This window comes from uncultured Aquimarina sp., from assembly GCF_947492115.1.
Classification (GTDB): domain Bacteria; phylum Bacteroidota; class Bacteroidia; order Flavobacteriales; family Flavobacteriaceae; genus Aquimarina.
Window position 1 is genome coordinate 455,289 of sequence record NZ_CANLMM010000001.1, and the last position, 24,805, is coordinate 480,093.

Genomic DNA, 24,805 nt, shown 5'->3' on the forward strand with positions numbered 1-24,805 from the left:
GTTTCTATAAAAGTCTAAATTTATTTAATTCTTTATCGTATTATTAGTAGTAAAGCAATAGGAAAATTATTTTCTTTGCTTTTATATGAATCCTGAGATTTTTAAACATATCGAATTATTATTAGGTAGTGTTGGCCTAATAATAGCGCTGTTTTTTGGTGCCTTTATGATCAGCAGTAAAGAACAGCAAAAAAGTGCAAATATTTTTTTAGCTATATATCTTTTGGCATTTAGTTTAAGGATAGGAAAATCCTTATTTTATAACTATTTCCCTATCGATCCTATTATTAGAAATGTTTTTTTGGGTATGTTGTTAGCTATAGGCCCTTCTTTATGGCTATATGTTAAAAACCTAAGTGCAAAGAATAAAAATGGGGAACATAAAATATCACAAGTACATTATGTTCCGCTGTTATTTTTTGTAGGATTTTGTTGGCTAATTCCTAATGATGGTTCTCAGCTTTCCAGAATGATCTTTATTGGATTATTACTACATATTTTAGGATATGGAGTTTATACTTTGTATTGGTTGTTAAGAAGTAAAGAACGGTTGATTGTTAAAGAAAAAAAGACATATACTTGGCTGTTCTTTTTGACATTACTTACGATGCTAATGTCACTTGTACAAATTGGAGTTTTTTTTCGATGGGTACCTTATTTAAGTACAGCATTTTTATTTTCAATAGTAATAATCACCCTAGCGATATGGGGATTAAAAAATGTATCTCTATTTAAAATAGAACCAAAAAAATATACGGGTTCTTCCATTTCTGATCAAAATGCAACAATCTATCTCGATAAGCTTATATATCTAATGAAGGAAGAGAAATTGTATTTGGATCCAGAAATTACCTTAACTAAGCTTAGTGATAAAATCGGAATAACATCTAAACAATTATCACAGATTATTAATCAACATAAAAATGAGAATTATTCTCAATTTATCGCTAGATATCGAGTAGAGGAAGCAAAGAAATTATTGGGTATGCCAGCGTACAAAAATTTTAAAATTGCCGCAATTGCCTATGAAAGTGGTTTTAACAGTATCTCATCATTTAATGCTTCTTTTAAAAAAATCACCAATACTACAGCTTTAAAATATAGAGAATCTCTTTCGTAATCATCAACTGTATAAAAGATTATTGTACTTAAAAATATTCCTTATTAATTTCTGAGGTGATCGTTTTTATTTTTTCTTTTAATGGAGTTTCTCCGCGTATTTTTATAACCTTACAATTTAATCTCTCTATCCATTGGAGATGGACTTTGAGCGTTCTACCGTCAAAATCAGGATTCTCATATTGATTGGCCCAAGATAAAAATGCTTTTGAATGTTCTTTAGTGCTTTTATCGTGTAACAACAGCGTTCCATATCTTTCTTGTTCTCTTTGGATCAATCTGTTCATTCGTTCTTCATTGTTTAGATATATAAAAACTACGAGATCAAATAGTGATTCCCATTGTTTTCCCCAACTCACTAAGGAACCACTGATAATTACATTTTCATGAAGATCAAAAGCAGCTTTCAGATTTTCATTTCTTTCTGGTAATGGTATTTTTTTCTGGAAAGGAGGTGTTGTTTTTTTCCAATAGAAGTCATCAGAATCTAAATGAACAAAATCTGTATGTTCAGCTATTTTTTCTGCCAATGTTGTTTTTCCTGCACCTGAAGCTCCAAATATTAAAACTTTCATTTTCTCGAAGAATACTTTACTAATAAAATTCCATTTGATAATACCCAAGCAGCTATACTAAAAGTAAATATTCTAAAACCTACTAAACTTGTAAACACAAAATCTGTAAGTCCACCTGTGACAGAGAAAATGATAATAAAAATCCCTAAATAACTGATCCATTTTGGATGTTTTTGCTCTAAAATATTGGCAATGGAATAAAGGAAAATTGCAAAACAACATGCTACAATAAAGATGTAATCCAGAGGAATATTAATAGCAAATCCATAGTTTTTAATCATATTTAAGGTTTCTATATTCTGATCCAGGTTATCAGCATATTTGTTCAGAAAGTAGGGCAGTGTAAGTCCATTAAAAAGCGCTGCAAACATTGCTGCAATAAGTCCAAAAGTAATTACTATTAAAGCTAGAATTGACAACCTGTATGTATCCATAAGCGCGTTAGTAAGTCCATAAAATCCAAATAGTAATATGGGTAAACTAAAAATTGCTAATGCATGAGTGTTTTGAATAGATCTTGAAATTTTAAGGATATATTCTATAGTACCTCCAGAAGGATGCAATACCATAGTTACTATAATCAATAAGGCTCCTAAAATCAGGGCAGAACCCGTACTTTTATACATGTGATGTTTCATATGTTTTAGATTATATTAAAACATCAAAGATCTTAGGTTTCATTCATGGATCACTTGATCCAAATCAAGAAATTACTTTAACCTTTTTCGCACTCGACTTAACGTTTCGGGAGTAATATTTAGATAAGAAGCTATAATTTTTTGAGGAAATTTTTGGATAATGTGAGGCTTATTTTCAAGAAGGTATTTATATTTTTGATTAGGAGTATTATTATTCAACAGAGACATTCGTGCTGTAGCTTCTTGTAGTACGACGCCCATTTTTAGGAATGATTGGGAAATTCCAATGAGTTTATGAATCGAATCTATCGTAAGTTCCAAGATTTCACTATCCTCGTAGGCTTTGATATCATATTCAGATGGCTTTCTAGAAGTAAAACTTTTATGGTTGAGAATCCAATCATTTTCCACGCCTAAATCTATCGCATTTTCATTGAGATCAGTATCCATTTTAAAGTGATAGAAACTACCAGAAATAATATAACATAATGAAGAACAAGTTTCTCCAACTCTTAATAGGAAGTCATTCTTTTTATATGTTTTATGGAGTACTTCTTGTGCTATTAAAAAAGATTCTTCTTTGGTAAAATCTCCAAGTTTATGAATAAATTTTGAAACTGATGAATCCAAGATGCAAACGTGTTTATTGTTTGTTAAAAGTACAGATTAAATTACTTTCTGAAATTTAAAATTTTTTAAATCATTTATTTTGTAGGTTTGAATCTGAAAACTTATTAGCTATTGAATATAAAGAGAGATCACACTAAGAAAGTAAAGAAACCTTGGCCTACAAAGGAAGCGATGGAACAAATTTATGATATGAATTTGTGGGGTTCGGACGGTTCTGATTTCTATTCTGGCGAGGGATCTCATCATCCAAATATCAAGAAGCCATATGTAGAGAAGCTATCTCAGTTTTTAGAATCTTTCGAAAGTCCAATTACCGTTTGTGATTTGGGTTGTGGAGATTTTAATGTTGGTAAAGAACTGGTGCAGTATGCAAAAGAATATTTTGCTGTGGATATTGTAGATAGTTTAATCCTTCGAAATAAAGAAAAGTTTAAACATGATCACGTAACTTTTTATTGTTTAGACATCGCAAAGGATGAGTTACCTGTAGCAGATTGCGCAATAATTCGTCAGGTATTTCAACATATATCTAATGCCGAAATTGAAAGCACACTTGCAAAACTATCTGCATATCGATACGTAATTATTACAGAACACCTTCCAAACGAAAGTTTTGAACCTAATATAGATATTATATCTGGTCAAGGTATCCGTTTAAAAAAGAAGAGTGGTGTGGATGTGTTAGCGCCTCCTTTTAATTTTAAAGCAAAAAAAGTAACAAATTTGCTCACGATTCCATTAGGTACAAATAAAGGAGTGTTAGTTACTAATTTATACGAAACCTATTAGGGAATTGATACGGTTTTATCGATTTGATACATTTCTAACATTTGTTTTTCGATCATTTTTTTGGGAGCATTCTTTAAAAAGAAATTTCTAAGCCCTTTTCCATATCTCCAATGTGCTATTCTCCCAGTATTCCAAGATTGTTTTACAATTTGATTTACTTTTTTTCTTCGTTTTTGTTCAAATATTTCGAAAATGTTCTTATTCGTATTTTTACTGATGAGTTCACTTAGGTAATAAGCATCTTCAATAGCCTGAGCACCTCCTTGTCCCATATTTGGTGTGGTCGCATGACCAGCATCTCCTATCAAAAGGATATTGTTTTTATGCCAAATTTCTAAAGGTTTTATATCGCTTATATCATTACGAATTATATTCTTTTGTGAAGTAGCGGAGATTAAGTTGCTTACGATAGGATGGAAGTCATTAAACATTGAGAGAAGCTTCTTCTTGGTATCAGCTTTGTCTTTTTCATTTTGTTTATCTATTGCTACGGCAAACCAATATACTTTGTTTTCTGATATTCTAGAAATTCCAAAACGTATTTGGTTTCCCCAAAGTTCTATTCCTCGATGATGAAATTCTTCATCCAACGATATATCTGCAATTCCGCGCCAGCAAGTTTGTCCAGAATATCTAGTTTTGCTACCAGGGAAAAGTTGCTTTCTTACTTTAGAATGTATACCATCACCACCAATTAAATAGTCTGTTTCTATACTTGACCCGTCTTCAAACAACACTTTTATTTTACCATTAGAAAGTTCTTCATAACTATGAAAACCTTTGCCAAGGTGTATTTTGTTTTCTGGAATCTTATCAAATAATAATTTTTGAAGCTTTGCTCTATGAATTGCAACCGTAGTATATCCAAAAATATCTTTTATGTTGTTTTGATAATTATCTGAAAGCGATGTTAAATCAGCTTTTCCTAAAGTAATTCGATCAATAGTATTTCCTTTTTGCTGTACCTCTTCTAATACATCCAAGTGATCTAACACTTGTAGGGCATTCGGAGCTAACCAAATTCCTGCACCAACCTCTAATAATTCAGGTGTTTGCTCAAAAATTTGAAAATCAATACCATTTCTTTCAAAAGCTAATGCAGTGGTTAACCCTCCAATTCCTGCTCCGATGATCGTGTAAAGCATATATTATTTTATTTGATGTATGTTTTGTAAATTATATTTTCTATAAGTACTGTTATTCGTTAGATATTGGTAACCCGTATATGGTAGTTTGCATTCCTGCGATTTTCCAGTGACCATCAACTTTTTCCATTAATCTTGTTTCTCGTTTCAATCCGCGTAGAGAATCTTGCTGTTCATAGGTGACCCAAGCACCATCACCATAAAGTCGAACATTAATTTTGTCTAATAGTTTTGGAATAGGTTCTGGTTCCGGATGTTCATCCATAAATGTTTTTACAAATCGACTAATTTCTTCCCAGCCTACTGATTCTGAGAATTTTTTTGTTGTAAAATCAAGATATACTTTTGTTATTGAAGAATCCTGAATCCAGTAGTCTTGCCAAGCTTTATAGTCTCTACGAAATGCAGCTTTGGTTTCATTATTTAAAGTATTTAAGATGGCTTGCTCTTCTTTTAAGATATTCGTTTTATGATCTGTATGAGATAATGTATTTGTATTCTCACCTTTACAGCTCCAAGCCATTGTAAAAACTAGAAATAATAGTATTATAGTTCTTGCTTTTTTGAGAACATTCGAATATGAAAGTTTTTTGATGAATAATGCGTAATGTACCATGATATCTCTTTATAACTTATATTCTAAAATTTAATAGTTCTTCATAAGGATCTCCAGATATCCGCAATAATTCTGCAAAGGCTGGTTCTGTTTTTATTCCTTTTCTCTTTAGCATTCTAATATTCTCCTTAAAAGTAGGGCTCATTTTCTTCAAAATTTCATACTCTATCATCATATGCTTATATGCCTTTTGTTCTTGAGTAGGAATATTTTGTCCAAAAATTTCAATAGAAAACGAGGAATAGCTAAAATTGGCTACCGTGTATGGAGAAATACGATGATTATTTGTGGCTATTCGAAAATCCTCTTGGTCAGAGAATAATGTAAATACTGTATTTGTAAATTCTTCATGATCACGACATTCACAAATAATATCTAAATCACTATTATCAGTATAAATATCAATAGGAATGGTACCTGTTAGAATAGGATCGTAAGATTTTAGCTGTTTAAAAATTTCCAAATTCCGAAGTACGTTATAGGTGTCTTGTTGGTATTTATTACCTGATTTTAAGTATTCGATATTAGTAAAATCCACCATTGCTACTGATATCTTTTATGAAATTTTGTATTGCTGATTATTGTAATTCAGCTATTTAACAATTCTGTTATAAAATCACTCTAAAATAGCCATTTATAGCTGTATTAGCAAGAATTAAATAGGTAGATTTTATTTGATTTTAAGGAGTGTTTTTACGAAACATGACTCTGTATAATATCGTATACCAATTCTTTTGATAACTTTTGATTACCTGCTTTATTTCTTATGATTTCGAAAGAACATTGAAAATTACAACCATTATTGAATTCACTACAGCCGTAAGCTGTTTTTCCTTTTAGTATATGACCTTTCTTGCATTTAGGGCATGAGATCTTATCGGGTACAGTTTGAGGTTGTGTTGCGATTTTTTTAGTTTCTAAAACCAATTGATGATCTTCATCAAAACGTACTAAACCTTCTACTGTTTTCTCTTCTGTTTTGAAGCCTTTTAAATTTACTGTACAACCTTTTTTGAGTAATCGTATATATTGTTTTTCAGAGATTTTTTTACCTGTAAAAACAAAGGGTAATTGAAAATCACAACCTTCTTTATATGCACTACATCCGTAAGCGGATTTTCCTTTCAATAGCGTTCCTTTGCCACATTTAGGACATTTCTCCTGTAAAATAGATGATTTAGTAACTTTTTTAGTTGCTTTTTCTGTTTTTTCGGAAGTGGTATACGATATGTTAGCTCTAGTTTTTTCAGTTCGTACTTCATATACTAAATGATCTACCATTTGCTTCATGTTTTTAATAAAAGCACCAGCATGAAATGTACCTTTTTCTATCTCTTTGAGTTGCTTTTCCCATCGACCAGTTAATTCAGCAGATATTAATAGTTTATTTTGTATCGTATCTATCAATTGTATACCTGTGGTAGTTGGTAAAATCTGTTTTTTATTACGTTCTATATATTTTCTTTTGAATAAGGTTTCAATAATGTTAGCTCTAGTAGAAGGTCTTCCGATTCCATTTTCCTTCATGAGTTCTCTCATTTCTTCATCATCCACCTGTTTTCCTGCTGTTTCCATAGCTCTTAATAAAGTAGCCTCTGTAAATTGTCTGGGAGGTTTGGTTTCTTTTTCTAGAAAAGAAGGTTCATGAGGACCTTTTTCACCTTTTACAAATTCAGGGAGTATTCCAGATTCTTTTTTACTATCACTTTCTGGTGTTTCAAATACAATACGCCAACCTTTTTCTAAAATTACCTTTCCAGTCGTTTTAAAAGATACGGTATCAGCTTTACCAATAACTGTTGTATTGGCTACTTTACAATCGTCATAAAATACAGCAATAAAACGTCGTGTAATGATATCATACACTTTTTTCTGATTGATTTGTAATTTGGTTTGCTCTCCGGTAGGTATGATAGCGTGGTGATCAGTGACCTTTTTATCGTTAAAGACTTTGGTAGATTTTTTGATCTTTTTCCCAAGAATTGGAGTAGTTAGAGCATTGTAGTCTGTTAGTTTTTGTAAAATACCCGGAACTTTTGGGTAGATGTCATTTGGTAAAAAGGTGGTGTCTACTCTAGGATAAGTAACTACTTTTAATTCATATAACCGTTGAACAATTTTAAGTGTTTCATCTGCAGAAAAACCAAATTTGGTATTACAGTATACTTGTAAACCAGTTAGGTCAAACAATTTTGGAGCATACTCTTTACCATTCTTTTTGGTAATAGAAATAATCTCAAAATCACTTTGTTTTACTTTATTAGCTAATATTTCGCCGTCTTCTTTTTTAAGAAAACGACCTTCTTCATAACTAAATAAGGTATCTCTGTATAAGGTTTGTAATTCCCAATATCGTTGTGGTATAAAGTTTTGAATTTCCTTAAATCTATGGACTACCATGGCTAGACTAGGAGTTTGTACTCTTCCAATAGACAAAACTTGTTTGTACCCTCCATGTTTTACGGTATACAATCTGGTAGCATTCATTCCTAATAACCAATCTCCAATAGCTCTAGAAAAACCTGCATAATACAAATTATCATATTGTGTAGAAGGTTTTAAATTGGTAAAACCTTCTTTGATAGCTTCTGTAGTAAGAGAAGAAATCCATAATCGTTGAACTTCACCAGTATAACCAGCTTGATCGATTACCCATCGTTGTATCAATTCTCCTTCTTGGCCAGCATCACCGCAATTAATTACAACAGTTGCTTTTTCGAATAATGATTTTACAATACCAAACTGTTTTTGAATTCCCTGATTATCTACAACTTTGGTTTTGAATTTTTCAGGGAGCATTGGTAGATTATTAAGATCCCAACTTTTCCAATGAGGTTTGTAGTCATTAGGTTCATATAGCGTGCATAAATGACCAAAAGTATACGTGACAGCATACCCATTACCTTCATAATATCCATCGCGCTTTGTGGTAGCTCCTAAAACAGTAGCAATTTCTCTCGCAACACTTGGTTTTTCGGCTATGCAAACTTTCATTAATTCAAATTAGTTTTCCGGTGGAAAATTAGTCAAATTTTAATTAAGAATGATGCGTTTAAATTATTCTATTATCATGTTTTAGTGTGCCAATATCATGATTTAGGAATGAAAATAGCAGTATATCTACCAAATTTGTAGAAAACCTTATTTATGGAAACGTATAGACATAATAGAAGAAAATTTTTACAATTAGGAAGCACATTAGCTGTGGCTAGTTCTATAGCTCCGATTACCTATGGAGCTTCTTTATTGGAAAAAAATGATTTTAGAACCCTAGAAGAAAAAGAACCCATACGCTTATTCTCTAATGAGAATCCTTACGGACCTTCACAACAGGTAACTAAGGCAATAACAGAGCATACATCGAGAGTCAATAGATATGCTTCTTTTAATTCATATGCTACAGACGAGTTAAGAAGAAAAATAGCTAAACAGAATGGTATAAATGAAGACCAAGTGATTTTGGGACATGGTTCTTTCGAAATTTTATGCATGCTTACTCGAGCTTTTGGGCAACAGCAAGATAGTATTATAGTACCTGCAACCACTTTTAATGTTACAGCAGCTTTTGCTGATAGGATTTTTGATCATAAAGCCAAAAGAATATTGTTAACAGATGCTATGGATATTGATTTAAAAACAACCAAAAGTGCGATTACGAAGGCTACCAGATTGGTATATATCTGTAATCCTAATAATCCTACTGGTAAAGCTTTATCAGCGAATGATTTACTATCTTTTTGTAAAGAAGTAGCATCATCTAATTGTACGGTGGCTATAGATGAAGCCTATGTAGAACTTATGGACCCCAAAAAGAAACCTGATACGATTAAATTATTACAAGAAAAATATAATGTTTTAATTATTAGAACATTTTCTAAAGCCTATGGCTTGGCAGGTTTAAGAGTAGGGTATGCTATGGGCTTATCAGAAACGATAGCCAAATTGAATCATGAGTTTTATAATTTTGATGGATTAATTAGCAATCCTGGAGTAGTAGCCGCGATTACAGCTTTGGAAGATCCTTCATATGTGAATGAGTATCAAAAGAAGAATTCTGAAGTAAAAAAATATATGGAAGATAGTTTAGATGATTTAGGACTTCAGTATGTAAAAAGTGATACAAACTTTATGTTGATAGAAGTAAAGGATGTAAAACGTCTCAAAGAAGAATTAAAAACCTTTGGAATTGCAATTTTTCCTAGTGGAGGAAAACATTATCCTACTTGGGCTAGGATTAGTATTGGAACATTACCACAGATGCAAAGTTTTATGAAAGCCATTCGAACAATGAATTGGTTAAAGGTATAAATAAGGTAGAAATAAGTATTGTTCAAAAAATAAGTTTGAAATATGAAATAGTAACAATTTTCGAAAAATATTGATGGGTTTTCTATCAAATTACTATCGCATTTTTGAAGATTAACAAGTACATTTGTTGAAAATTGTTTTTGAATGGCAGGAAATACATTTGGGAATCTATTTAAGGTAACCACTTTTGGAGAATCTCACGGACCAGCAATAGGAGGAGTCATCGATGGATGTCCTTCTGGAGTACAACTCGATCTTGATGCGATACAAGCAGAATTAGATCGTAGAAAACCAGGACAATCTACAATTGTTACTCAACGAAAGGAGCCTGATACCGTAGAATTCTATTCTGGTATTTTTGAAGGTGTTACCACAGGAACACCAATCGGGTTTGTGATTAAAAATGCAAATCAAAAATCAAAAGACTATTCGCACATTAAAGATTCTTATAGACCATCACATGCAGATTATACCTATGATCAAAAGTATGGTATAAGAGATTATAGAGGAGGAGGACGATCATCGGCGAGAGAAACTGCTAGTAGAGTAGTAGCAGGAGCTATAGCAAAGCAAGTCCTTTCTGGTATTAGTTTTAATGCTTATGTGAGTGGTGTGGGATCGATTAAACTAGAGAAACCGCATACAGAACTAGATTTTTCATTAGTAGAAAGTAATATCGTTCGATGCCCTGATGCTGAAAAAGCGCAGGAGATGGAACAGTATATCAAACAAATACGAAAGGAAGGAGATACCGTAGGAGGATTAGTAAGTTGTGTTATTTCTGGAGTTCCTGTTGGATTGGGAGAACCAGCTTTTGATAAACTCCATGCAGAACTAGGTAAAGCAATGCTTTCCATTAATGCAGTAAAAGGGTTTGAATATGGTAGTGGTTTTGCCGGAGCAGAGCTGAAAGGAAGTATGCATAATGATCTTTTCAATACGGATGGTACTACAAAAACTAATCTTTCTGGTGGAATTCAAGGTGGAATTTCTAATGGAATGGATATCTATTTTAATGTAGCGTTTAAACCAGTAGCTACTATTATGCAAGACCAAGAGACTATTGATAAAGAAGGGAACATAGTTAATATGCAAGGAAAAGGTAGACATGATCCTTGTGTAGTGCCACGCGCCGTTCCTATCGTTGAGGCAATGGCAGCTTTGGTAATTGTTGATTACTGGCTAATGAATCGTACGATTAAAAAATAAGCACTTAAAAATATAGTTAATGTTACGGTAATCTTAACAAGGTTACCGTTTTTTTGTTTTTAATTTATATCTTCGACTTTTTGTATTCAAAAAATTAGATAATTCACATGAAGAAACTTGCTTTGCACTGGCAAATCCTTTTAGGAATGATTGCTGGAGTATTATTCGGATTTTTAATGACTCAGTTTTCTTGGGGAAAAGGTTTTACAGCAGATTGGATTAAACCTTTTGGAACCATTTTTATCAATTCTCTTAAATTGATTGCGGTGCCCTTAATCTTGGCGTCTTTAATTAAAGGAGTTTCAGATTTAAAAGATATTTCTAAGCTTTCCAAAATGGGTGGGCGTACGATTATAACCTATATCATTACGACTGTGATAGCAGTAAGTATTGGTTTGATTGTAGTGAATATCGTAAAACCAGGAGCTGCAATCACTGAAGAAACAAGAAGTGAACTTATCGCAAGTTATAAAGGCGCAGCAGATAGTAAGATTGCAGATGCAGAGAAACAAAAGAATGCAGGACCGTTACAAGCTCTTGTAGATCTGGTGCCTAGTAATATATTTAGTGCAGCGAGTAACAATAGAAATATGTTACAAGTAATATTCTTCGCTATATTTTTTGGTATAGGATTAATTCTAATTCCTGAAGAAAAGGCAAAACCTGTAAAAGACTTTTTTGATGGTTTTAATGATGTTATACTAAAACTCATTGACCTTATTATGCTAGCAGCTCCTTATGGTGTTTTTGCATTGTTAGCGGCATTGGTGGTTGAATCTCCGAGTGCAGATTTATTTGCGGCATTGGGAATGTATGGAGTTTCTGTACTTATCGGTCTTGCTTTAATGATAGGAGTTTATATTTTGATTGTATGGTTTTTCACTAAGAAAAGCCCTTCCTTTTTTATCAATGGAATTTCTCCAGCACAGTTATTAGCTTTTTCTACTAGTTCTAGTGCAGCTACCTTACCAGTAACTATGGAAAGAGTAGAAGAACATCTTGGGGTAGAAAAAGAAGTGACCAGTTTTGTGTTACCTATAGGAGCTACTATTAATATGGATGGTACAAGTTTATACCAAGCAGTAGCAGCAGTTTTTATTGCTCAAGCTTTTGGAATGGATCTTACTTTAGGAGCACAGTTAGGGATTGTTGCAACAGCAACCTTAGCATCTATTGGTTCTGCCGCAGTTCCTGGTGCAGGAATGGTAATGCTAGTTATTGTGCTAGCACAGGCGGGTATTCCTGAAGCAGGATTAGCACTAATTTTTGCTGTGGATCGTCCTTTGGATATGTGCAGAACTACAGTAAATGTAACTGGGGATGCAGCTGTATCTATGATGGTAGCAAAAAGCGTAGGAAAACTTGGGGATCCTAAGGTAAAAGATTGGGATGATCATTACGAAGGATAAGGTTAATCCTAGAATTTGTTATACTTTTTCTAAAATTTGATGCTTTTTCTCAATAATATTATTGGTAGTTATACCTTTATTAAAAAATTGAGTAATACACAAAAGAATGAAGGAAACTATTTTTTTAGAAGAATCATTGAAAAAAATATATGATCCTTCGGATTTTAGAGAAATAGGACATCAGTTGGTAGATATGCTTGCAGATCACCTAGAGCAAGTACAATCTGATAAGGACGCACCAGTCATCAAATATCGAAATCCAGAAGAGGAACTGTCTTATTGGAAAAATGATTTGTCTTACGGTTCTAATATGATGGATTTTTACAAAGAAATCTTAGATAGATCCATACACGTGCATCACCCTCGTTATATGGGGCATCAGGTTGCTGTTCCATCCGTAATAAGTAGTTTATCGGGATTAGTAACAGATCTTCTTAGTAATGGTACTGGAGTTTATGAAATGGGAATGGCCTCGAATGCTTTAGAAAGGATTGTAACTGATTTTGTTTCTGATAAAATTGGATATGGAACAGAAGCTGCTGGTTTCCTTACTTCTGGAGGAACATTGGCTAATTTAACAGCCTTATTGGCTGCCAGAAAAGCAAAAGCTCCTGGATTGGTTTGGGAAGAAGGACACCAAGAAAATCTAGCTGTTTTAGTTTCTGAAGAAGCACATTATTGTATTGATAGAGCAGCAAGAATATTAGGTTTTGGTGCGAAAGGGATTATAAAAGTACCAACGAATTCCTCTTTTCAGATAGATGTAAACGTAATAGAAGAATACTTAGAAAAAGCTGAGCAAGATGGCTTAGTTGTCATTGCTATTGTTGGGTGCGCTTCTTCTACAGCAACAGGTTCATATGATGATTTAGCAACGTTAGCAGAGATTGCTAAAAATCACAATTTATGGTTTCATGTAGATGGAGCTCATGGTGCTGGTGTTGTTTTTTCTGAAAAATATAAACACTTGGCTAAAGGAATAGATCAAGCAGATTCTGTGGTCATAGATTTCCATAAAATGTTATTGACTCCTTCTTTAAATACAGCATTATTGTTTAAACAAGGAGAAGAATCGTATAAAACTTTCGAACAACGGGCTCAGTATTTATGGGACTCCCAACAATCTAGAGAATGGTATAATTCTGGGAAAAGAACTTTTGAATGCACCAAATTAATGATGTCTTTAAAAGCCTATTCTATTATTAAGATGTATGGAGAGGATGTATTCGAGAAAAACATCAATCGATTATATGACCAGGGAAAATTATTTGCTCAGATCATACGTAATCGCGATGGATTCGAACTGTTAATGGAACCTGAAGCCAATATTTTGAATTTTAGATATCTAAAGTTTTCAGATTCCGATTTAAATGCAAACAATTCCAAAATACGAGAAGCACTATTGAAATCTGGTAAATTTTATATTGTACAAACGATGATTAATGAACAACGTTATCTTAGAACTTCTATAATGAATCCATTGACTACAGAGGAAGATTTTGAAGCATTGTTAGATGAAATAGAAATCATTGCTACATCACTCTAATGTTGTTTTGTGTGATCTACGCAACCTTTTTATAATGAAAGCATCTAAATAGTAAATTAGAAAATCACACAAGTTTATGAGACGATTTTATTTTATTTTACTGTCAATTCTTATGATGAGTTGTAGTAATGATGATGATGGTAACGCAGTTGTACAATCTACAATAGAAGGAGAATGGAGTTTAGTAAAGGTTACTGGTGGTTTTGCCGGAGTTGATGAAGATATAGATAAAGGTACAATCGAATGGGATTTTGACGAAGCTTCAGGTATGGTAACTATTACAAATACGATATCCGATGCATCTTTTAATACCATTTTACCTTCTGGAACGTATACTTATAGTATATCCGCTCCTGCAGATGCCGATGATTTAATTGTGAACAATGTAAATCTAGGAAGACTTACCTTAGAAAATAGCTTTTTTACCGTCGAAGAATCTTTAGTAGACGGATTTACTTTTCGATTCGAAAGATAGTAGATAATTACATTAAAATAATTTTATGTAATAATTAGTTTAACTAATATATAATTCAAATAGGCTTGTTACAAAGCCTATTTTTTTTGCTTAATATGTTTAGAAAATGAATTTTAGCTTCTAACTATATAATGGCTTACATAGTTGGTATAGAGTTTGATATTATATACCCATAATGAAAAAGGGGGAAAACCCCTATATGATTTCTAGCTAAAGTCCCCTTAATTTGCTTCAGATATAAACATACTTTTGAACCGCACATAAAATAAACCTTAAATTAACTCAATATGAAACGGCTTTTTCTACCCTTAGCTTTAATATCTTTTGCAGTGATCTGTTTAAGTATTGTACATATAGATAATGTAAATAAGTTAGATAAAAAATATAATCAGTTAAGACAAAAACATCAGTTAGATACCAATGATAATACTGAGGTAACAGCTATTGAGCAGCTGGATAAAAAATGAACATCAGCTCAAGATACGTTACAAACCAATAAACAAGAGGGAGCCATTATTCCAGAATTAGTGGAATAGAGGGGAAAACAACAAAAGTAACGGATAACCACCTAAAGACTGTCTTGCCTAATCTTGGCAAGGCAGTTTTTTAGTTAAATAATGGGAATATTTGGTCTTTGCACTGCTATAAATTTTCAATATCAAACGAATTCTAATTGAAACCCAACGAATTCTAAAATACCTACTACTTAGGTCATGATTGATAATTACTTTTAAACCGTAATTAAAAGATGGTCTTTTTTTTGCTCCCAAATTATTTTACCCAAAATAAAATAGATAGGATGAAACAATTGTTATTACCGGTAATCCTCATATGTTTTGCCATATGCTGTTTAGGATTTGTACATATAGACAATATGAATAAACTGGAAAAAGAGACAAGTAAAATTGAACACACTAACACAAAAACAATCGTATAAGTTGGATAACCTATAACCAATTTAGTCAATGAAAAGGGCTTTAAGCTCCGGAGTTGGGATTACACAATTATCTCTTTTACCAAACCATTTGTATCTGTTTTTTGAAATAATGTCATAAACCCAATCTCTTAAAAGCTTAGGAAAGATTAAAAAAACAGAAAGTAACGGATAACCACCAGACAGCTGCTTTGCAATTTGTAGAGCAGCTGTTGATTTATGATAATATGTGTTTTGCTCTATTAATAAGATAGTATCTAATTTAGAAGTGTCTACACCTCGTTCTGCTGCTAGTTGTTTTCCTATATCACTTTGCAGCGAAGCATATCGAAACACATCGTTTTTATCACGTTTTATTATAAAATTGACAGCACCATTACATAAATTGCAAACACCATCAAATAATATAATCTTTTTCCCTTCTAAGTTCATAATACAAAGATACATACCAATTACGAATTTACCTTAGAATTATAATTTTGTTAAGAAGGTATATTATTTAATGATTACAGATTCAATAACTTCTTTAGTAGTGATTTGTAGGTTTTTTGGAAGTATGTTATCCTTTGGCAATACCGCTAGGTACCTATCATTATTAGAATCAAAAACTTGTTTAAACATAGGATCTTCTAATTGCAAAGTATCACATATTTCAGTAATAAGATCTAAATGATAAATAAGATCAGTACTTCCCAAATGAAAGATTCCTTTTTTATCTCTGTTAATAATGTAATGTAATTGTTGGGTTAATTTAGAAATCGATGTGGCATTAATAATTACATTTGGAAAAACTTCTATAGACGCTTTAAGGTCATGTAAAGTCTTAATTTCTTGTACACGCGGTGTATTAGCACCGAATACCATAGGTACCCTCGCAATTACATATTTATCAGTAGGTAATCGCAATAGTGCATTTTCTATTTTAATTTTAAACTTACCAAATATACTTTCGCTTAAAGTTTTATCATGTTCATAAGACGGATAATTACTAAAAGTATCAAATACATTAGCGCTAGAGATAAAGATTAGTCTAGCCGTATTTCTTTGTAACCAACTAATAATACGGTAATGTGCATCTATCTGAGAATTGAAATTACCTCTTAGCGCAGAAACAATAATATTGGGTTTTAAGTTATCTAATAGGATAGAGATATCCTCTAGTTCCATATCATACTGAAAAAATTTTTGATTCTTTTCATAGAAAGCATTATCCGTATGATACGTTCCATAGGTGTCAAAATAGGAATTTAGCTCCTTATACAAGGAATTTCCTATAAAACCACTGGCTCCTATGATTAAAATTTTTTTCAATATTGGGGTGCTAAAAAAGTTAAGTTTCAGAGATCACTATGTATTAGTATCTGTAATCCTGAAACTTAACTTACGGTTTATTATTGTTATAAAGAACTTATCCTTTAAAAAAAGGTAATTTTACTACAGTTGCAGGAATCGCTTTTTTACGAACCTGAATATTAATTTTACTTCCTGGCGAAGCAAATACTGTTGGAACATATCCTAAACCAATTCCTTTCCCTAAGGAAGGAGACATAGTACCAGAGGTTACAATACCTATTGCGTTTCCATTACCATCTACAATATCATAATCGTGTCTTGGAATTCCTCTTTCATCTAGTTCAAAACCTACTAGTTTTCTTTCTGCACCACGTTCTTTCTCTTTAGCTAGTTCTTCAGAATTAATAAAATCTTTAGAGAACTTAGTAATCCATCCTAAACCAGCCTCGATAGGAGAGGTCTCATCATTAATATCATTTCCGTATAGGCAATATCCCATTTCTAAGCGTAGTGTATCTCTTGCTGCCAGACCAATTGGTTTGATATCAAAATCCGCTCCTGCTTCGAATACCTTATCCCATATTTGTTGTACTTCAGAATTTTTACAGTAGATTTCAAATCCACCACTTCCTGTATAACCTGTTGCAGAGATAATCACGTGTTCGATACCTGCAAAATCAGCAACCTGAAATGTATAAAACTTTAATGCTTCTAAATCTACAGAAGTAAGCGATTGCATAGCCTGTGCTGCCTTTGGTCCTTGTATGGCAAGTAAAGAATAGTCTTCTGATAAATCACGCATTTCTGCATTCATCGTGTTATGACTTTGTATCCAATCCCAATCCTTTTGGATATTTGATGCATTTACTACTAATAAATATTTTTCTTCTTCTAAACGATATACGATTAAATCATCTACAATTCCTCCTTTATCGTTTGGTAAACAACTATATTGTGCTTTTCCATCTACTAATTTAGAAGCATCGTTAGAGGTTACTTTTTGTATGAGTTCCAAAGCATTTGGACCAGTAATAAGAAACTCACCCATATGAGAAACATCAAAAACACCTACACCATTTCTAACCGTTTCGTGTTCTACATTTACTCCTTCATACGATACAGGCATATTATAACCAGCAAATGGCACCATTTTGGCTCCTAATGCCATGTGAGTTTCAGTTAGCGCAGTATTTTTCATAAATTATAAATTAATAGAATTAGCAATCAAATTGACGCCGAAAGTAAAAAACTTTGCGTTGGTAAACAATGCTTTTAGATGATAAATTGTTAACTTTTTACTAATCTAAAAGCTATTTATTGAGAATTTGATAATTCGTAATCTTGCTCTATTCGTTTTTTTATAACTTTAGCATACTTCGTGTAATAAATGAGTGATTATGTCTGCAGGGTATTCAGGAACACCTTTGGCTAAAAAATTGGGAATTAAGGTGGGAACAAGTGTATTATTATATAATGCACCAGATCATTATTGGAAATTATTTTCTGATGTGCCTAATGATCTTCAGATCCATAAAAAGCTTGTAGAACAAGAGCTTGACTTTATTCATGTGTTTTGCAAAACTCAGAAAGAATTAGAAGAGATCATACCAAAATATAAGGTTGGATTGAAAAAGACAGGAATGCTTTGGGTAAGTTGGCCAAAGAGAACTTCTTCTATAGTTACGGATTTGAAGAGAGATATGATAAGAATCTACGTTTTACAACAAGGACTGGTAGATATAAAAGTAGCAGCGATAGATAATGATTGGAGTGGATTAAAGTTTGTATACAGGGTTGGTGATAGAAAATGATACTCTGTAAATAAAGAATCTAAACCTATTATTAAGGTATTTATGAAGCAACCATTTGTTTGTTCTTGTATCTATAAAAAGAATACATAATGATGAACTTATGAAAAAGCGTTTCTTTCTCCTGGTAATCCCATTTTTAATGCTACTAGCTTGTAGCAACGATGATGATGCAAACATCGATAACCCTGATTTGTTAGGAAAATGGAGATTAATAGAGCAATTAGTCGATCCTGGAGATGGGAGCGGTACATTTCAGCCAATTTCAAGTGATCAGGAATTAGAGTTTCTTGAAGAAGGAGTGCTAAACGTTACCAATGGTGATATATGTACATTAGCTATCGATTCTGAAGGAGAAAATACCGTTAGTTATTCTTTGGATGAAAGTACTATTACTGCAGATTGCGAAAATTTCATCGGTATTAGTTTTGAAATAAAGGAAGGAAGATTATTCCTTTATTATTCTTGTATAGAAGGTTGCGCTCAAAAATATCAAAAACTTCTTTAATAGGATATGTTTAATGTATTTGTATGTATTTTAGGATACGAACCAGGATAAGTGTAATTGCGGTTAGTATCGTAATGACTGTTCCTATCTTTTTCCATTTTTTGATTTTCTCAGGATCTCCAAATCCATGTGGTTTTTGAAGATATAATCCATTTGGAATTTGCATCGAAGCAATTAGGGTAAACAATTCATCGATCGTTATTTTACCTCTTAAGAAATCGATAAAAACTGGATTTTTACGAATAAGGTCGTGATTTCCTTTTTGCTTTATAATAATATATTCATCATCCTTATATATCTTGGTATCTAAACTTTGCATATAGACCAAGTTTATTTCTTGTTTAGGGACTTCCTTTTCTGTGTATAAGGTGTAATTTCCTATAGTTTTAGAGGTTAGCAAATTTTCACGACTTTCAAAAGGGTTCTCTTTTAGTGCTTTTTCAATATTTCCCTTAATGATTTGTAGTTCAGCAATTGCTAATTGTCCTGAACCTCCTAAGTTTAGCAGGTAGGTTTTTAGATGTAAATGTTTTTCATGGTTTTTTGCAATCAGTTCATCTTCACTCTCTGAAGTCAAAGTCAAACCAATAGATGCAATTTGTTGCTTAAAAACTTTTCGGAATTTATGTAGAAGTAACATATTGATTTTTTAGTATTAGTATGTGGAACATTGTGTATGCTAAGACCAACAAATCCCGTTCTAAACAGAACAGGATTTGCTCAATAACCCCTATCAATTATGATAACTAAACTTAATAGGTCCTAAATGATTACTGCATTAGCTTTTTAGAAAGCTCCTGTAACTCAGCCGACTTAGCTGTCATATAATCATTTAGCTTTTTTACATCATCTCCAGAAAGGTTACCCATAACTTCCTGAGCTTTTGTTCCTAATTCCTGACCTTTTTGCCCTAAAGAAGCGAAAGCCGTCATATCTTTACTTTCTACTGCTTTTTTGTATTCTTCGATATAAGCTTCATAAGAATCTACATATTCCTGAACCTTTTGGTCGCTAAAACTAGGAACACCATCAGATGATGTTGATTTTGCCTCACTGCTTTTTTCTTCAGATTTTTCTTCAGTCGCTACTTCTTCAGTCTTATCTGCAGTATCAGTACCTTCAGATTTAGTTTCATTTTTACAAGAAGCTGCAAACAAAACAGCGATAATTAATGCGAAATTTAAAATGGTTTTTTTCATGATTTTTATATAAGTGTTAATTAATCGATTGGTTTTAATTATGGTACAAATATATCTTCGTAATAGAAGTCTCCAAACACTTTTTTCCGTGAAAAAAACACCCTGTTTTCAGGGAGTTGACTGTTTATTGATTTTGTAGAAGCTTGTTTATGAAGGGGTTGTGTGTTATTCTTTTAAATCGTTCATTCAAAAACGAATTACTTGCTGCTTAACCATAATCAATAAGGGACAAATCCCTGTTTGTAAAGGGTAAAACACCTATTGTCTTCACGTATAGTGTCTTGTAAGTTTACGATATCAACTTTAAAAATATATTACAGATGAAATCAAAAACAACTATTGTATGGTGTATGCTGCTATTGTTTACGACAATGGCTTGGGCACAAAAAACAAGAACAATCAATCAACAACAGTTCTCTGAGGAAAAAGAGGGTTGGAAATTGGTAGACGAACAAACGGGGCAGAAGTTTGCACTAAGCGATGAGATCACGATTCAGTTTCAAAAAGCACCTTCTAAAAAGGCAATCCAACGATTAGAAGAAACCTACGGGATGAAACTGATGAGAAGTAACAGACTTGGTTTTTATGACTTTAAAATCATTACCAGAGGTAAAATTCTGGACACGTATGATAAAATGGCCCGAGAGGTAGATGCTCAGCAAATCTTCACAAATACTATGGGATCGTATATCTTAACACCAAATGATCCGCTTTTTGGTATGCAATGGGGATTGGAGCAGGTGAGTGATGCCGATATTGATGCCGAGGATGCTTGGGATATTACCACAGGAAACAGTAATGTCATTGTAGGGATATTAGATAGTGGAACCGATTGGACTCATGAAGATTTAGGATTAGGAACCGATGGATACCAAAACGTATACCTTAATCCTGGAGAAGATGCATGGGCTAATCCTAATGATCCTACCACAGGAAATGGAATTGATGATGATGGTAATGGTTTCGTAGATGATTGGAAAGGTTGGGATTTTCAAAATAATGATAATGATTCTAGAGGGCCTTTTTGGCATGGAACTCATGTAGCTGGAGTAGTTGGTGCTAAAACCAATAATAATACTGGTATTGCTGGTATCGCTGGAGGTAATAACGGTGTCGGAGCAAGATTGATGTTAGAAGGTGTTGGAGATTTTGCACCAAATGCTGCTATTTTAGATGATGCGATCATATACGCAATGGATAATGGAGCAGATATCATACAGTTGAGTTTGACTGTTGGTAGCTCTCCTGCGATTAATACAGCATTACAAAATGCATACAATGCAGGCGTATTTATTGTATGTGCAGCAGGTAATTCTGGTGGAGGCGCAATATCTTATCCAGCTTCAAATGTTAATGTGTTTTCTGTTGCAGCAACTACCAATACAGATGCTAAAGCAGGTTTCTCTCAGTTTGGACCTAATCTAGATCTTGCTGCTCCTGGAGTGGGAATTAGAAGTACTCAGAATGGAAATGTATATGCTAATAGCGATGGAACTTCCTTTGCCGCTCCAGCGGTTTCTGGAGTAGCTGCTTTGATGTTATCTGTAGATCCGACATTAAGTAATCAGGAGATTGAAGATATTCTAAAATGTACTGCTGATAAGGTTGGAGGTTATGACTATAACTGGAATACAACAGAGCCAGGGCATTCTCAAGAGCTAGGATATGGTAGATTAAATGCACATCAGGCAGTGTTGGCGGTGGATACCTCTGACATGTATATACGAGATACCGTGGCAGATGACGGAACCGAACCATCTTCCGGAACGATGTATCTAAGCCCAGATATTTGGGTACGAAACGATGATGATGGTATATTAACACATGAAAATCCAGAATACAAACTTTTAAGTCCTAATTGGGTGTATGTAAGAATTAATAGAAAAAACTGCTCTAATATCGATGATGGAGTGCTTAAGCTCTATTTTAGTAAAGCTTCTACAGGATTATCTTGGCCAGTACATTGGAACAATTACTATCAAATGGTAGGAGGAAGTAATATTCTGCATGGCGATTTTATTGGTGACGTTGCTATTCCTACTTCTCCAGATGATGAGATTATTGTAAAAATTCCTTGGTACCCACCAAATCCAGCAGACTTTGTAAATGATGTACACCACTTTTGTTTACTAGCAAGAATAGAATCTGCTACCGATCCAATCGGAGTTGAAGTAGCCTCTGTATGGCAAAACACTAAAAACAATAACAATATTGCATGGAAAAATGTTAGTGTCTATGATATCAATGCGTTCAACAATGTAGCACCTGCAGTATTTATCAGAAATATAGATAAAAGAGTGAGAGCTATCAATCTTCAGTTAGCTGTTACGGAAAACAAAACGGGAATCCCTTTTGAGAAAATAGGAGCTTTTTATTTCATGCCTGATGAAAAACTAAATGAATTGTTGGGAGAAGCTAAGATGGAAGGAATTGAGCGTGTGGATAGGAATATTTATAGAGTGTATGAGCCTAAGGCGATGATATATAACGTTAGGGCTGAACCTTATGAAACCTTTAGTCTTAAACTACTCGTAAAACCAGAGGTAGAGTTAAAAGAAGGAACCTATCTTAATTACAATATTTTACAAACAGATGAAGAATTCCAGCCTATGGGAGGAGAACAGTTTACGATAGGTAATTTTGGTGGCAAGCAAGATGATAAAGAAGATGCTAGACCAGTAGAAGAAATCAAGACGATTGATTTTAGTGCATACCCTAATCCAACACAAGGAGAAGTAGCAATTCAGTTAAATGATACTTATACCAATGTAGGGATAGTGATCAGAAATATGGCTGGTGATGTTATCTATGCGGATCATCAAAAAGAAACTGACCGTTTTGATGTTGAGTTAAAAGGATATAAGGGATTGTATTTTGTAAAGATCATCACTGATGATGGTGAAACGAAAACAATGAAATTACTTAAGAATTAATCCCAGAGATATACCCCAAGATTTGTCAAAAACCGCTCTGTAAAAGGAGCGGTTTTTTTGTTTTATACTGAATTAGTCTTCAAGACGGATACCGAGCTTTCACACTGAGCTTATTGGGCTTCAAGACGGATGCTGAGCTTCCTCCATAGGCGGACAGGTGTCGAAGTGCAGCCGAAGTATTTCTCGAAAGGTAAGTTGGTATATTGGAACTCCTCCAGAAACTGATAGATATAAAAGTATCGTCCGAAAAGCTATGCTTATATTGTAACCCACTTATACCTCATACAATACCATTCGTCTACACTTTTTGTTTATTAACCGAAATATGTGTACCTTTCATATGTATTTTTCTTCACCCAGATCATAGATGTATTATTTTTACACTATGCAATACCTTAAAGATACCGTATTTTTTCGCGAAGCCATTCAGGAGTTAAATTATTCCTTTGGAAATTTTTATTTATTCGATGGATATGTGGTTGGCGAAATCAATGAAGATGTTGTTTTTACTTGGGATGATCATGCCAAAATTCTGGTAGAACACCTTACCAATTTATATGATCACGATGGCGGAGAAATTGTATATATTACCAATAGAGTACATTCTTATGCCGTAAAGCCTAGTGATTGGATTAAGTTTTACAGAAGTGACTATAAACTTCGTGCCTATGGTATTGTAAGTTATACTCCCAAAGGGTTAATGAATGTGTTATTAGAAAAGTTGTTTATGCGTAACAAAATCCGTGGATTCGATACTTTAGGAGATGCTATTCATTGGGCCAAGGTATTAACTAGTATCATCCGATCAAAAGCTAGTTAATATTTTATTCTTACATACCCTTTTAGTACTGCACTTATCTACAGTTTATCACGGGAAATAACACCTATATCGAAATAATTTGTTTGCGTGTAGCTCCTTCCACATATTTTTGATATTTTACTGCTCCAAATTCCAAATTGTCACGCTATGGCCTTTCAGGCGAAACTTTTTATTAATGACGAAGAACGAAATGTACTGAACAGCGCATTTTTGTATCAACAGTTGGTAGATGCTAACGGACGTCCACAAACGACTATTCAAAATGGCAAAATCCATTTACTTGTAGAGTCTACCAAAAATGATGAATTATTTTATGATTGGATGTTTTCTACCCATACCATGTACAACGGTTATGTTCGCTTTTACAAGAGGGATGGGTTTAGTAAGCTATTTGATTTTGAGTTTGGTAATTGCCACTGCGTACAATTAGATGAAAAATTTAATGCGGAAGGCAATGATCCTTTAAAAATGGAATTATTGTTATCGCCAGGTATTCAAAGAGTACGTGGACAGGTTTTCGAAAAAAACTGGAACCCCAGCAATCCTTTCGCTGAAGCTGCTCCGATTACGGAGAGGGAGGAGAACAAGGAATTAGTTCTGGAATCAGCGTATTTTGAAGATGATTCTGGTAATAAAATTACTGAATTGGAAAATGGTAAAGCCTATTTAGTTATAAAAACAAAAGATGGGCAAGGAAAGACTGTAGATATTGATTTATCAAGTAGAGAGCATGATTTTAAGTACAATGGAAAAATATTAGAGGATGATGTTCTTACAGATGTTTCTATTGTTGGAGATATAACAAAAGTGCTTTTAGAAATTATAGATGAACAAAACGTTTAATAAGACTC

25 protein-coding genes are annotated in these 24,805 nt (G+C 33.2%); 13 read left to right on the forward strand and 12 right to left on the reverse strand.

Annotated features, from left to right (window positions below):
• The first annotated feature begins 85 nt into the window (after positions 1-85).
• Positions 86-1,120 (forward strand): helix-turn-helix domain-containing protein, encoded by a 1,035-nt coding sequence (locus Q1A73_RS02060; protein ID WP_299601007.1) that lies wholly within the window; start codon positions 86-88, stop codon positions 1,118-1,120.
• A 28-nt stretch (positions 1,121-1,148) separates the two neighbouring features.
• Here Q1A73_RS02060 and Q1A73_RS02065 read toward each other — a convergent pair whose 3' ends face one another.
• The 3 genes from Q1A73_RS02065 to Q1A73_RS02075 form a co-directional block, all read right to left on the reverse strand.
• Positions 1,149-1,694 (reverse strand): AAA family ATPase, encoded by a 546-nt coding sequence (locus Q1A73_RS02065; protein ID WP_299601009.1) that lies wholly within the window; start codon positions 1,692-1,694, stop codon positions 1,149-1,151.
• A complete protein-coding gene (locus Q1A73_RS02070; protein WP_299601010.1) occupies positions 1,691-2,332 on the reverse strand; it encodes a hypothetical protein in 642 nt (213 codons plus the stop codon). The genes Q1A73_RS02065 and Q1A73_RS02070 overlap by 4 nt, the downstream gene beginning before the upstream one ends.
• 72 nt (positions 2,333-2,404) lie before the next feature.
• Entirely contained in the window at positions 2,405-2,962 is a 558-nt protein-coding gene (locus Q1A73_RS02075) for a Crp/Fnr family transcriptional regulator (RefSeq protein WP_299601013.1), read from the reverse strand.
• A 111-nt stretch (positions 2,963-3,073) separates the two neighbouring features.
• On the opposite strand from Q1A73_RS02075, the gene Q1A73_RS02080 reads away from it, so the two are divergent.
• Positions 3,074-3,751 (forward strand): class I SAM-dependent methyltransferase, encoded by a 678-nt coding sequence (locus Q1A73_RS02080; RefSeq protein ID WP_299601015.1) that lies wholly within the window; start codon positions 3,074-3,076, stop codon positions 3,749-3,751.
• Here the strand turns inward: Q1A73_RS02080 and Q1A73_RS02085 are convergent.
• The 4 genes from Q1A73_RS02085 to Q1A73_RS02100 form a co-directional block, all read right to left on the reverse strand.
• Positions 3,748-4,896 carry an FAD-dependent monooxygenase gene (locus tag Q1A73_RS02085; protein WP_299601017.1) on the reverse strand — a complete coding sequence of 383 codons (1,149 nt, stop codon included), beginning with the start codon at positions 4,894-4,896 and terminating at the stop codon, positions 3,748-3,750. The genes Q1A73_RS02080 and Q1A73_RS02085 overlap by 4 nt on opposite strands.
• A 52-nt stretch (positions 4,897-4,948) precedes the next feature.
• Entirely contained in the window at positions 4,949-5,512 is a 564-nt protein-coding gene (locus Q1A73_RS02090; RefSeq protein WP_299601019.1) for a nuclear transport factor 2 family protein, read from the reverse strand.
• Between the two features lie 16 nt (positions 5,513-5,528).
• Positions 5,529-6,053 (reverse strand): DUF4269 domain-containing protein, encoded by a 525-nt coding sequence (locus Q1A73_RS02095; protein ID WP_299601021.1) that lies wholly within the window; start codon positions 6,051-6,053, stop codon positions 5,529-5,531.
• A 152-nt stretch (positions 6,054-6,205) separates the two neighbouring features.
• Positions 6,206-8,506 (reverse strand): type IA DNA topoisomerase, encoded by a 2,301-nt coding sequence (locus Q1A73_RS02100; protein WP_299601023.1) that lies wholly within the window; start codon positions 8,504-8,506, stop codon positions 6,206-6,208.
• Positions 8,507-8,659: 153 nt separating this feature from the next.
• Between Q1A73_RS02100 and Q1A73_RS02105 the strand changes: the two genes are divergently transcribed.
• The 6 genes from Q1A73_RS02105 (at position 8,660) to Q1A73_RS02130 (ending at position 14,926) form a co-directional block, all read left to right on the forward strand.
• Positions 8,660-9,820 carry an aminotransferase class I/II-fold pyridoxal phosphate-dependent enzyme gene (locus Q1A73_RS02105; protein WP_299601026.1) on the forward strand — a complete coding sequence of 387 codons (1,161 nt, stop codon included), beginning with the start codon at positions 8,660-8,662 and terminating at the stop codon, positions 9,818-9,820.
• 144 nt (positions 9,821-9,964) lie between these two features.
• Positions 9,965-11,029, forward strand: coding sequence for a chorismate synthase (gene aroC / locus Q1A73_RS02110; RefSeq protein WP_299601028.1), 1,065 nt, complete (start codon positions 9,965-9,967; stop codon positions 11,027-11,029).
• Between the two features lie 107 nt (positions 11,030-11,136).
• Positions 11,137-12,438 carry a dicarboxylate/amino acid:cation symporter gene (locus Q1A73_RS02115; RefSeq protein ID WP_299601030.1) on the forward strand — a complete coding sequence of 434 codons (1,302 nt, stop codon included), beginning with the start codon at positions 11,137-11,139 and terminating at the stop codon, positions 12,436-12,438.
• Positions 12,439-12,544: 106 nt separating this feature from the next.
• Complete coding sequence (locus Q1A73_RS02120; protein ID WP_299601032.1) at positions 12,545-13,984, forward strand: aminotransferase class I/II-fold pyridoxal phosphate-dependent enzyme; 1,440 nt, start codon at positions 12,545-12,547, stop codon at positions 13,982-13,984.
• A gap of 76 nt (positions 13,985-14,060) precedes the next feature.
• Entirely contained in the window at positions 14,061-14,459 is a 399-nt protein-coding gene (locus Q1A73_RS02125; protein WP_299601034.1) for a hypothetical protein, read from the forward strand.
• A gap of 287 nt (positions 14,460-14,746) precedes the next feature.
• On the forward strand, positions 14,747-14,926 hold the full coding sequence (locus Q1A73_RS02130; RefSeq protein ID WP_299601037.1) for a hypothetical protein: 180 nt from the start codon (positions 14,747-14,749) through the stop codon (positions 14,924-14,926).
• A gap of 491 nt (positions 14,927-15,417) precedes the next feature.
• Here the strand turns inward: Q1A73_RS02130 and Q1A73_RS02135 are convergent, their stop codons facing one another.
• The 3 genes from Q1A73_RS02135 to gcvT form a co-directional block, all read right to left on the reverse strand.
• Positions 15,418-15,840, reverse strand: coding sequence for a thiol-disulfide oxidoreductase DCC family protein (locus Q1A73_RS02135; RefSeq protein WP_299601053.1), 423 nt, complete (start codon positions 15,838-15,840; stop codon positions 15,418-15,420).
• 48 nt (positions 15,841-15,888) lie between these two features.
• A complete protein-coding gene (locus Q1A73_RS02140; protein WP_299601054.1) occupies positions 15,889-16,704 on the reverse strand; it encodes a sugar nucleotide-binding protein in 816 nt (271 codons plus the stop codon).
• Between the two features lie 97 nt (positions 16,705-16,801).
• Complete coding sequence (gcvT, locus tag Q1A73_RS02145; protein WP_299601056.1) at positions 16,802-17,884, reverse strand: glycine cleavage system aminomethyltransferase GcvT; 1,083 nt, start codon at positions 17,882-17,884, stop codon at positions 16,802-16,804.
• Between the two features lie 199 nt (positions 17,885-18,083).
• On the opposite strand from gcvT, the gene Q1A73_RS02150 reads away from it, so the two are divergent.
• Both Q1A73_RS02150 and Q1A73_RS02155 read left to right on the forward strand, forming a co-directional pair.
• Complete coding sequence (locus Q1A73_RS02150) at positions 18,084-18,497, forward strand: DUF3052 domain-containing protein (protein WP_299601057.1); 414 nt, start codon at positions 18,084-18,086, stop codon at positions 18,495-18,497.
• A gap of 100 nt (positions 18,498-18,597) precedes the next feature.
• Positions 18,598-19,002, forward strand: coding sequence for a hypothetical protein (locus Q1A73_RS02155; protein ID WP_299601059.1), 405 nt, complete (start codon positions 18,598-18,600; stop codon positions 19,000-19,002).
• A gap of 10 nt (positions 19,003-19,012) precedes the next feature.
• Here Q1A73_RS02155 and Q1A73_RS02160 read toward each other — a convergent pair whose 3' ends face one another.
• Both Q1A73_RS02160 and Q1A73_RS02165 read right to left on the reverse strand, forming a co-directional pair.
• Complete coding sequence (locus Q1A73_RS02160) at positions 19,013-19,642, reverse strand: hypothetical protein (RefSeq protein WP_299601060.1); 630 nt, start codon at positions 19,640-19,642, stop codon at positions 19,013-19,015.
• A gap of 130 nt (positions 19,643-19,772) precedes the next feature.
• A complete protein-coding gene (locus Q1A73_RS02165) occupies positions 19,773-20,201 on the reverse strand; it encodes a hypothetical protein (protein ID WP_299601061.1) in 429 nt (142 codons plus the stop codon).
• A gap of 320 nt (positions 20,202-20,521) precedes the next feature.
• Here Q1A73_RS02165 and Q1A73_RS02170 point away from each other — a divergent pair, with 320 nt between their 5' ends.
• The 3 genes from Q1A73_RS02170 to tssD all read left to right on the forward strand — a co-directional run bounded on the left by Q1A73_RS02170 (position 20,522) and on the right by tssD (position 24,797).
• Positions 20,522-23,134, forward strand: a complete 2,613-nt coding sequence (locus Q1A73_RS02170; protein ID WP_299601063.1) for a S8 family peptidase — start codon at positions 20,522-20,524, stop codon at positions 23,132-23,134.
• 385 nt (positions 23,135-23,519) lie between these two features.
• Complete coding sequence (locus Q1A73_RS02175) at positions 23,520-23,954, forward strand: hypothetical protein (protein WP_299601064.1); 435 nt, start codon at positions 23,520-23,522, stop codon at positions 23,952-23,954.
• Between the two features lie 147 nt (positions 23,955-24,101).
• Entirely contained in the window at positions 24,102-24,797 is a 696-nt protein-coding gene (gene tssD / locus Q1A73_RS02180) for a type VI secretion system tube protein TssD (RefSeq protein WP_299601065.1), read from the forward strand.
• Positions 24,798-24,805: the final 8 nt, after the last annotated feature.

Coding starts and splice junctions, on each gene's coding strand:
- Q1A73_RS02060 (WP_299601007.1), top strand. CDS start 86: ATGAATCCTGAGATTTTTAAACATATCGAATTATTATTAGGTAGTGTT.
- Q1A73_RS02065 (WP_299601009.1), bottom strand. CDS start 1,694: ATGAAAGTTTTAATATTTGGAGCTTCAGGTGCAGGAAAAACAACATTG.
- Q1A73_RS02070 (WP_299601010.1), bottom strand. CDS start 2,332: ATGAAACATCACATGTATAAAAGTACGGGTTCTGCCCTGATTTTAGGA.
- Q1A73_RS02085 (WP_299601017.1), bottom strand. CDS start 4,896: ATGCTTTACACGATCATCGGAGCAGGAATTGGAGGGTTAACCACTGCA.
- Q1A73_RS02090 (WP_299601019.1), bottom strand. CDS start 5,512: ATGGTACATTACGCATTATTCATCAAAAAACTTTCATATTCGAATGTT.
- Q1A73_RS02095 (WP_299601021.1), bottom strand. CDS start 6,053: ATGGTGGATTTTACTAATATCGAATACTTAAAATCAGGTAATAAATAC.
- Q1A73_RS02100 (WP_299601023.1), bottom strand. CDS start 8,506: ATGAAAGTTTGCATAGCCGAAAAACCAAGTGTTGCGAGAGAAATTGCT.
- Q1A73_RS02105 (WP_299601026.1), top strand. CDS start 8,660: ATGGAAACGTATAGACATAATAGAAGAAAATTTTTACAATTAGGAAGC.
- aroC (WP_299601028.1), top strand. CDS start 9,965: ATGGCAGGAAATACATTTGGGAATCTATTTAAGGTAACCACTTTTGGA.
- Q1A73_RS02115 (WP_299601030.1), top strand. CDS start 11,137: ATGAAGAAACTTGCTTTGCACTGGCAAATCCTTTTAGGAATGATTGCT.
- Q1A73_RS02120 (WP_299601032.1), top strand. CDS start 12,545: ATGAAGGAAACTATTTTTTTAGAAGAATCATTGAAAAAAATATATGAT.
- Q1A73_RS02125 (WP_299601034.1), top strand. CDS start 14,061: ATGAGACGATTTTATTTTATTTTACTGTCAATTCTTATGATGAGTTGT.
- Q1A73_RS02130 (WP_299601037.1), top strand. CDS start 14,747: ATGAAACGGCTTTTTCTACCCTTAGCTTTAATATCTTTTGCAGTGATC.
- Q1A73_RS02135 (WP_299601053.1), bottom strand. CDS start 15,840: ATGTATCTTTGTATTATGAACTTAGAAGGGAAAAAGATTATATTATTT.
- gcvT (WP_299601056.1), bottom strand. CDS start 17,884: ATGAAAAATACTGCGCTAACTGAAACTCACATGGCATTAGGAGCCAAA.
- Q1A73_RS02150 (WP_299601057.1), top strand. CDS start 18,084: ATGTCTGCAGGGTATTCAGGAACACCTTTGGCTAAAAAATTGGGAATT.
- Q1A73_RS02155 (WP_299601059.1), top strand. CDS start 18,598: ATGAAAAAGCGTTTCTTTCTCCTGGTAATCCCATTTTTAATGCTACTA.
- Q1A73_RS02160 (WP_299601060.1), bottom strand. CDS start 19,642: ATGTTACTTCTACATAAATTCCGAAAAGTTTTTAAGCAACAAATTGCA.
- Q1A73_RS02165 (WP_299601061.1), bottom strand. CDS start 20,201: ATGAAAAAAACCATTTTAAATTTCGCATTAATTATCGCTGTTTTGTTT.
- Q1A73_RS02170 (WP_299601063.1), top strand. CDS start 20,522: ATGAAATCAAAAACAACTATTGTATGGTGTATGCTGCTATTGTTTACG.
- Q1A73_RS02175 (WP_299601064.1), top strand. CDS start 23,520: ATGCAATACCTTAAAGATACCGTATTTTTTCGCGAAGCCATTCAGGAG.
- tssD (WP_299601065.1), top strand. CDS start 24,102: ATGGCCTTTCAGGCGAAACTTTTTATTAATGACGAAGAACGAAATGTA.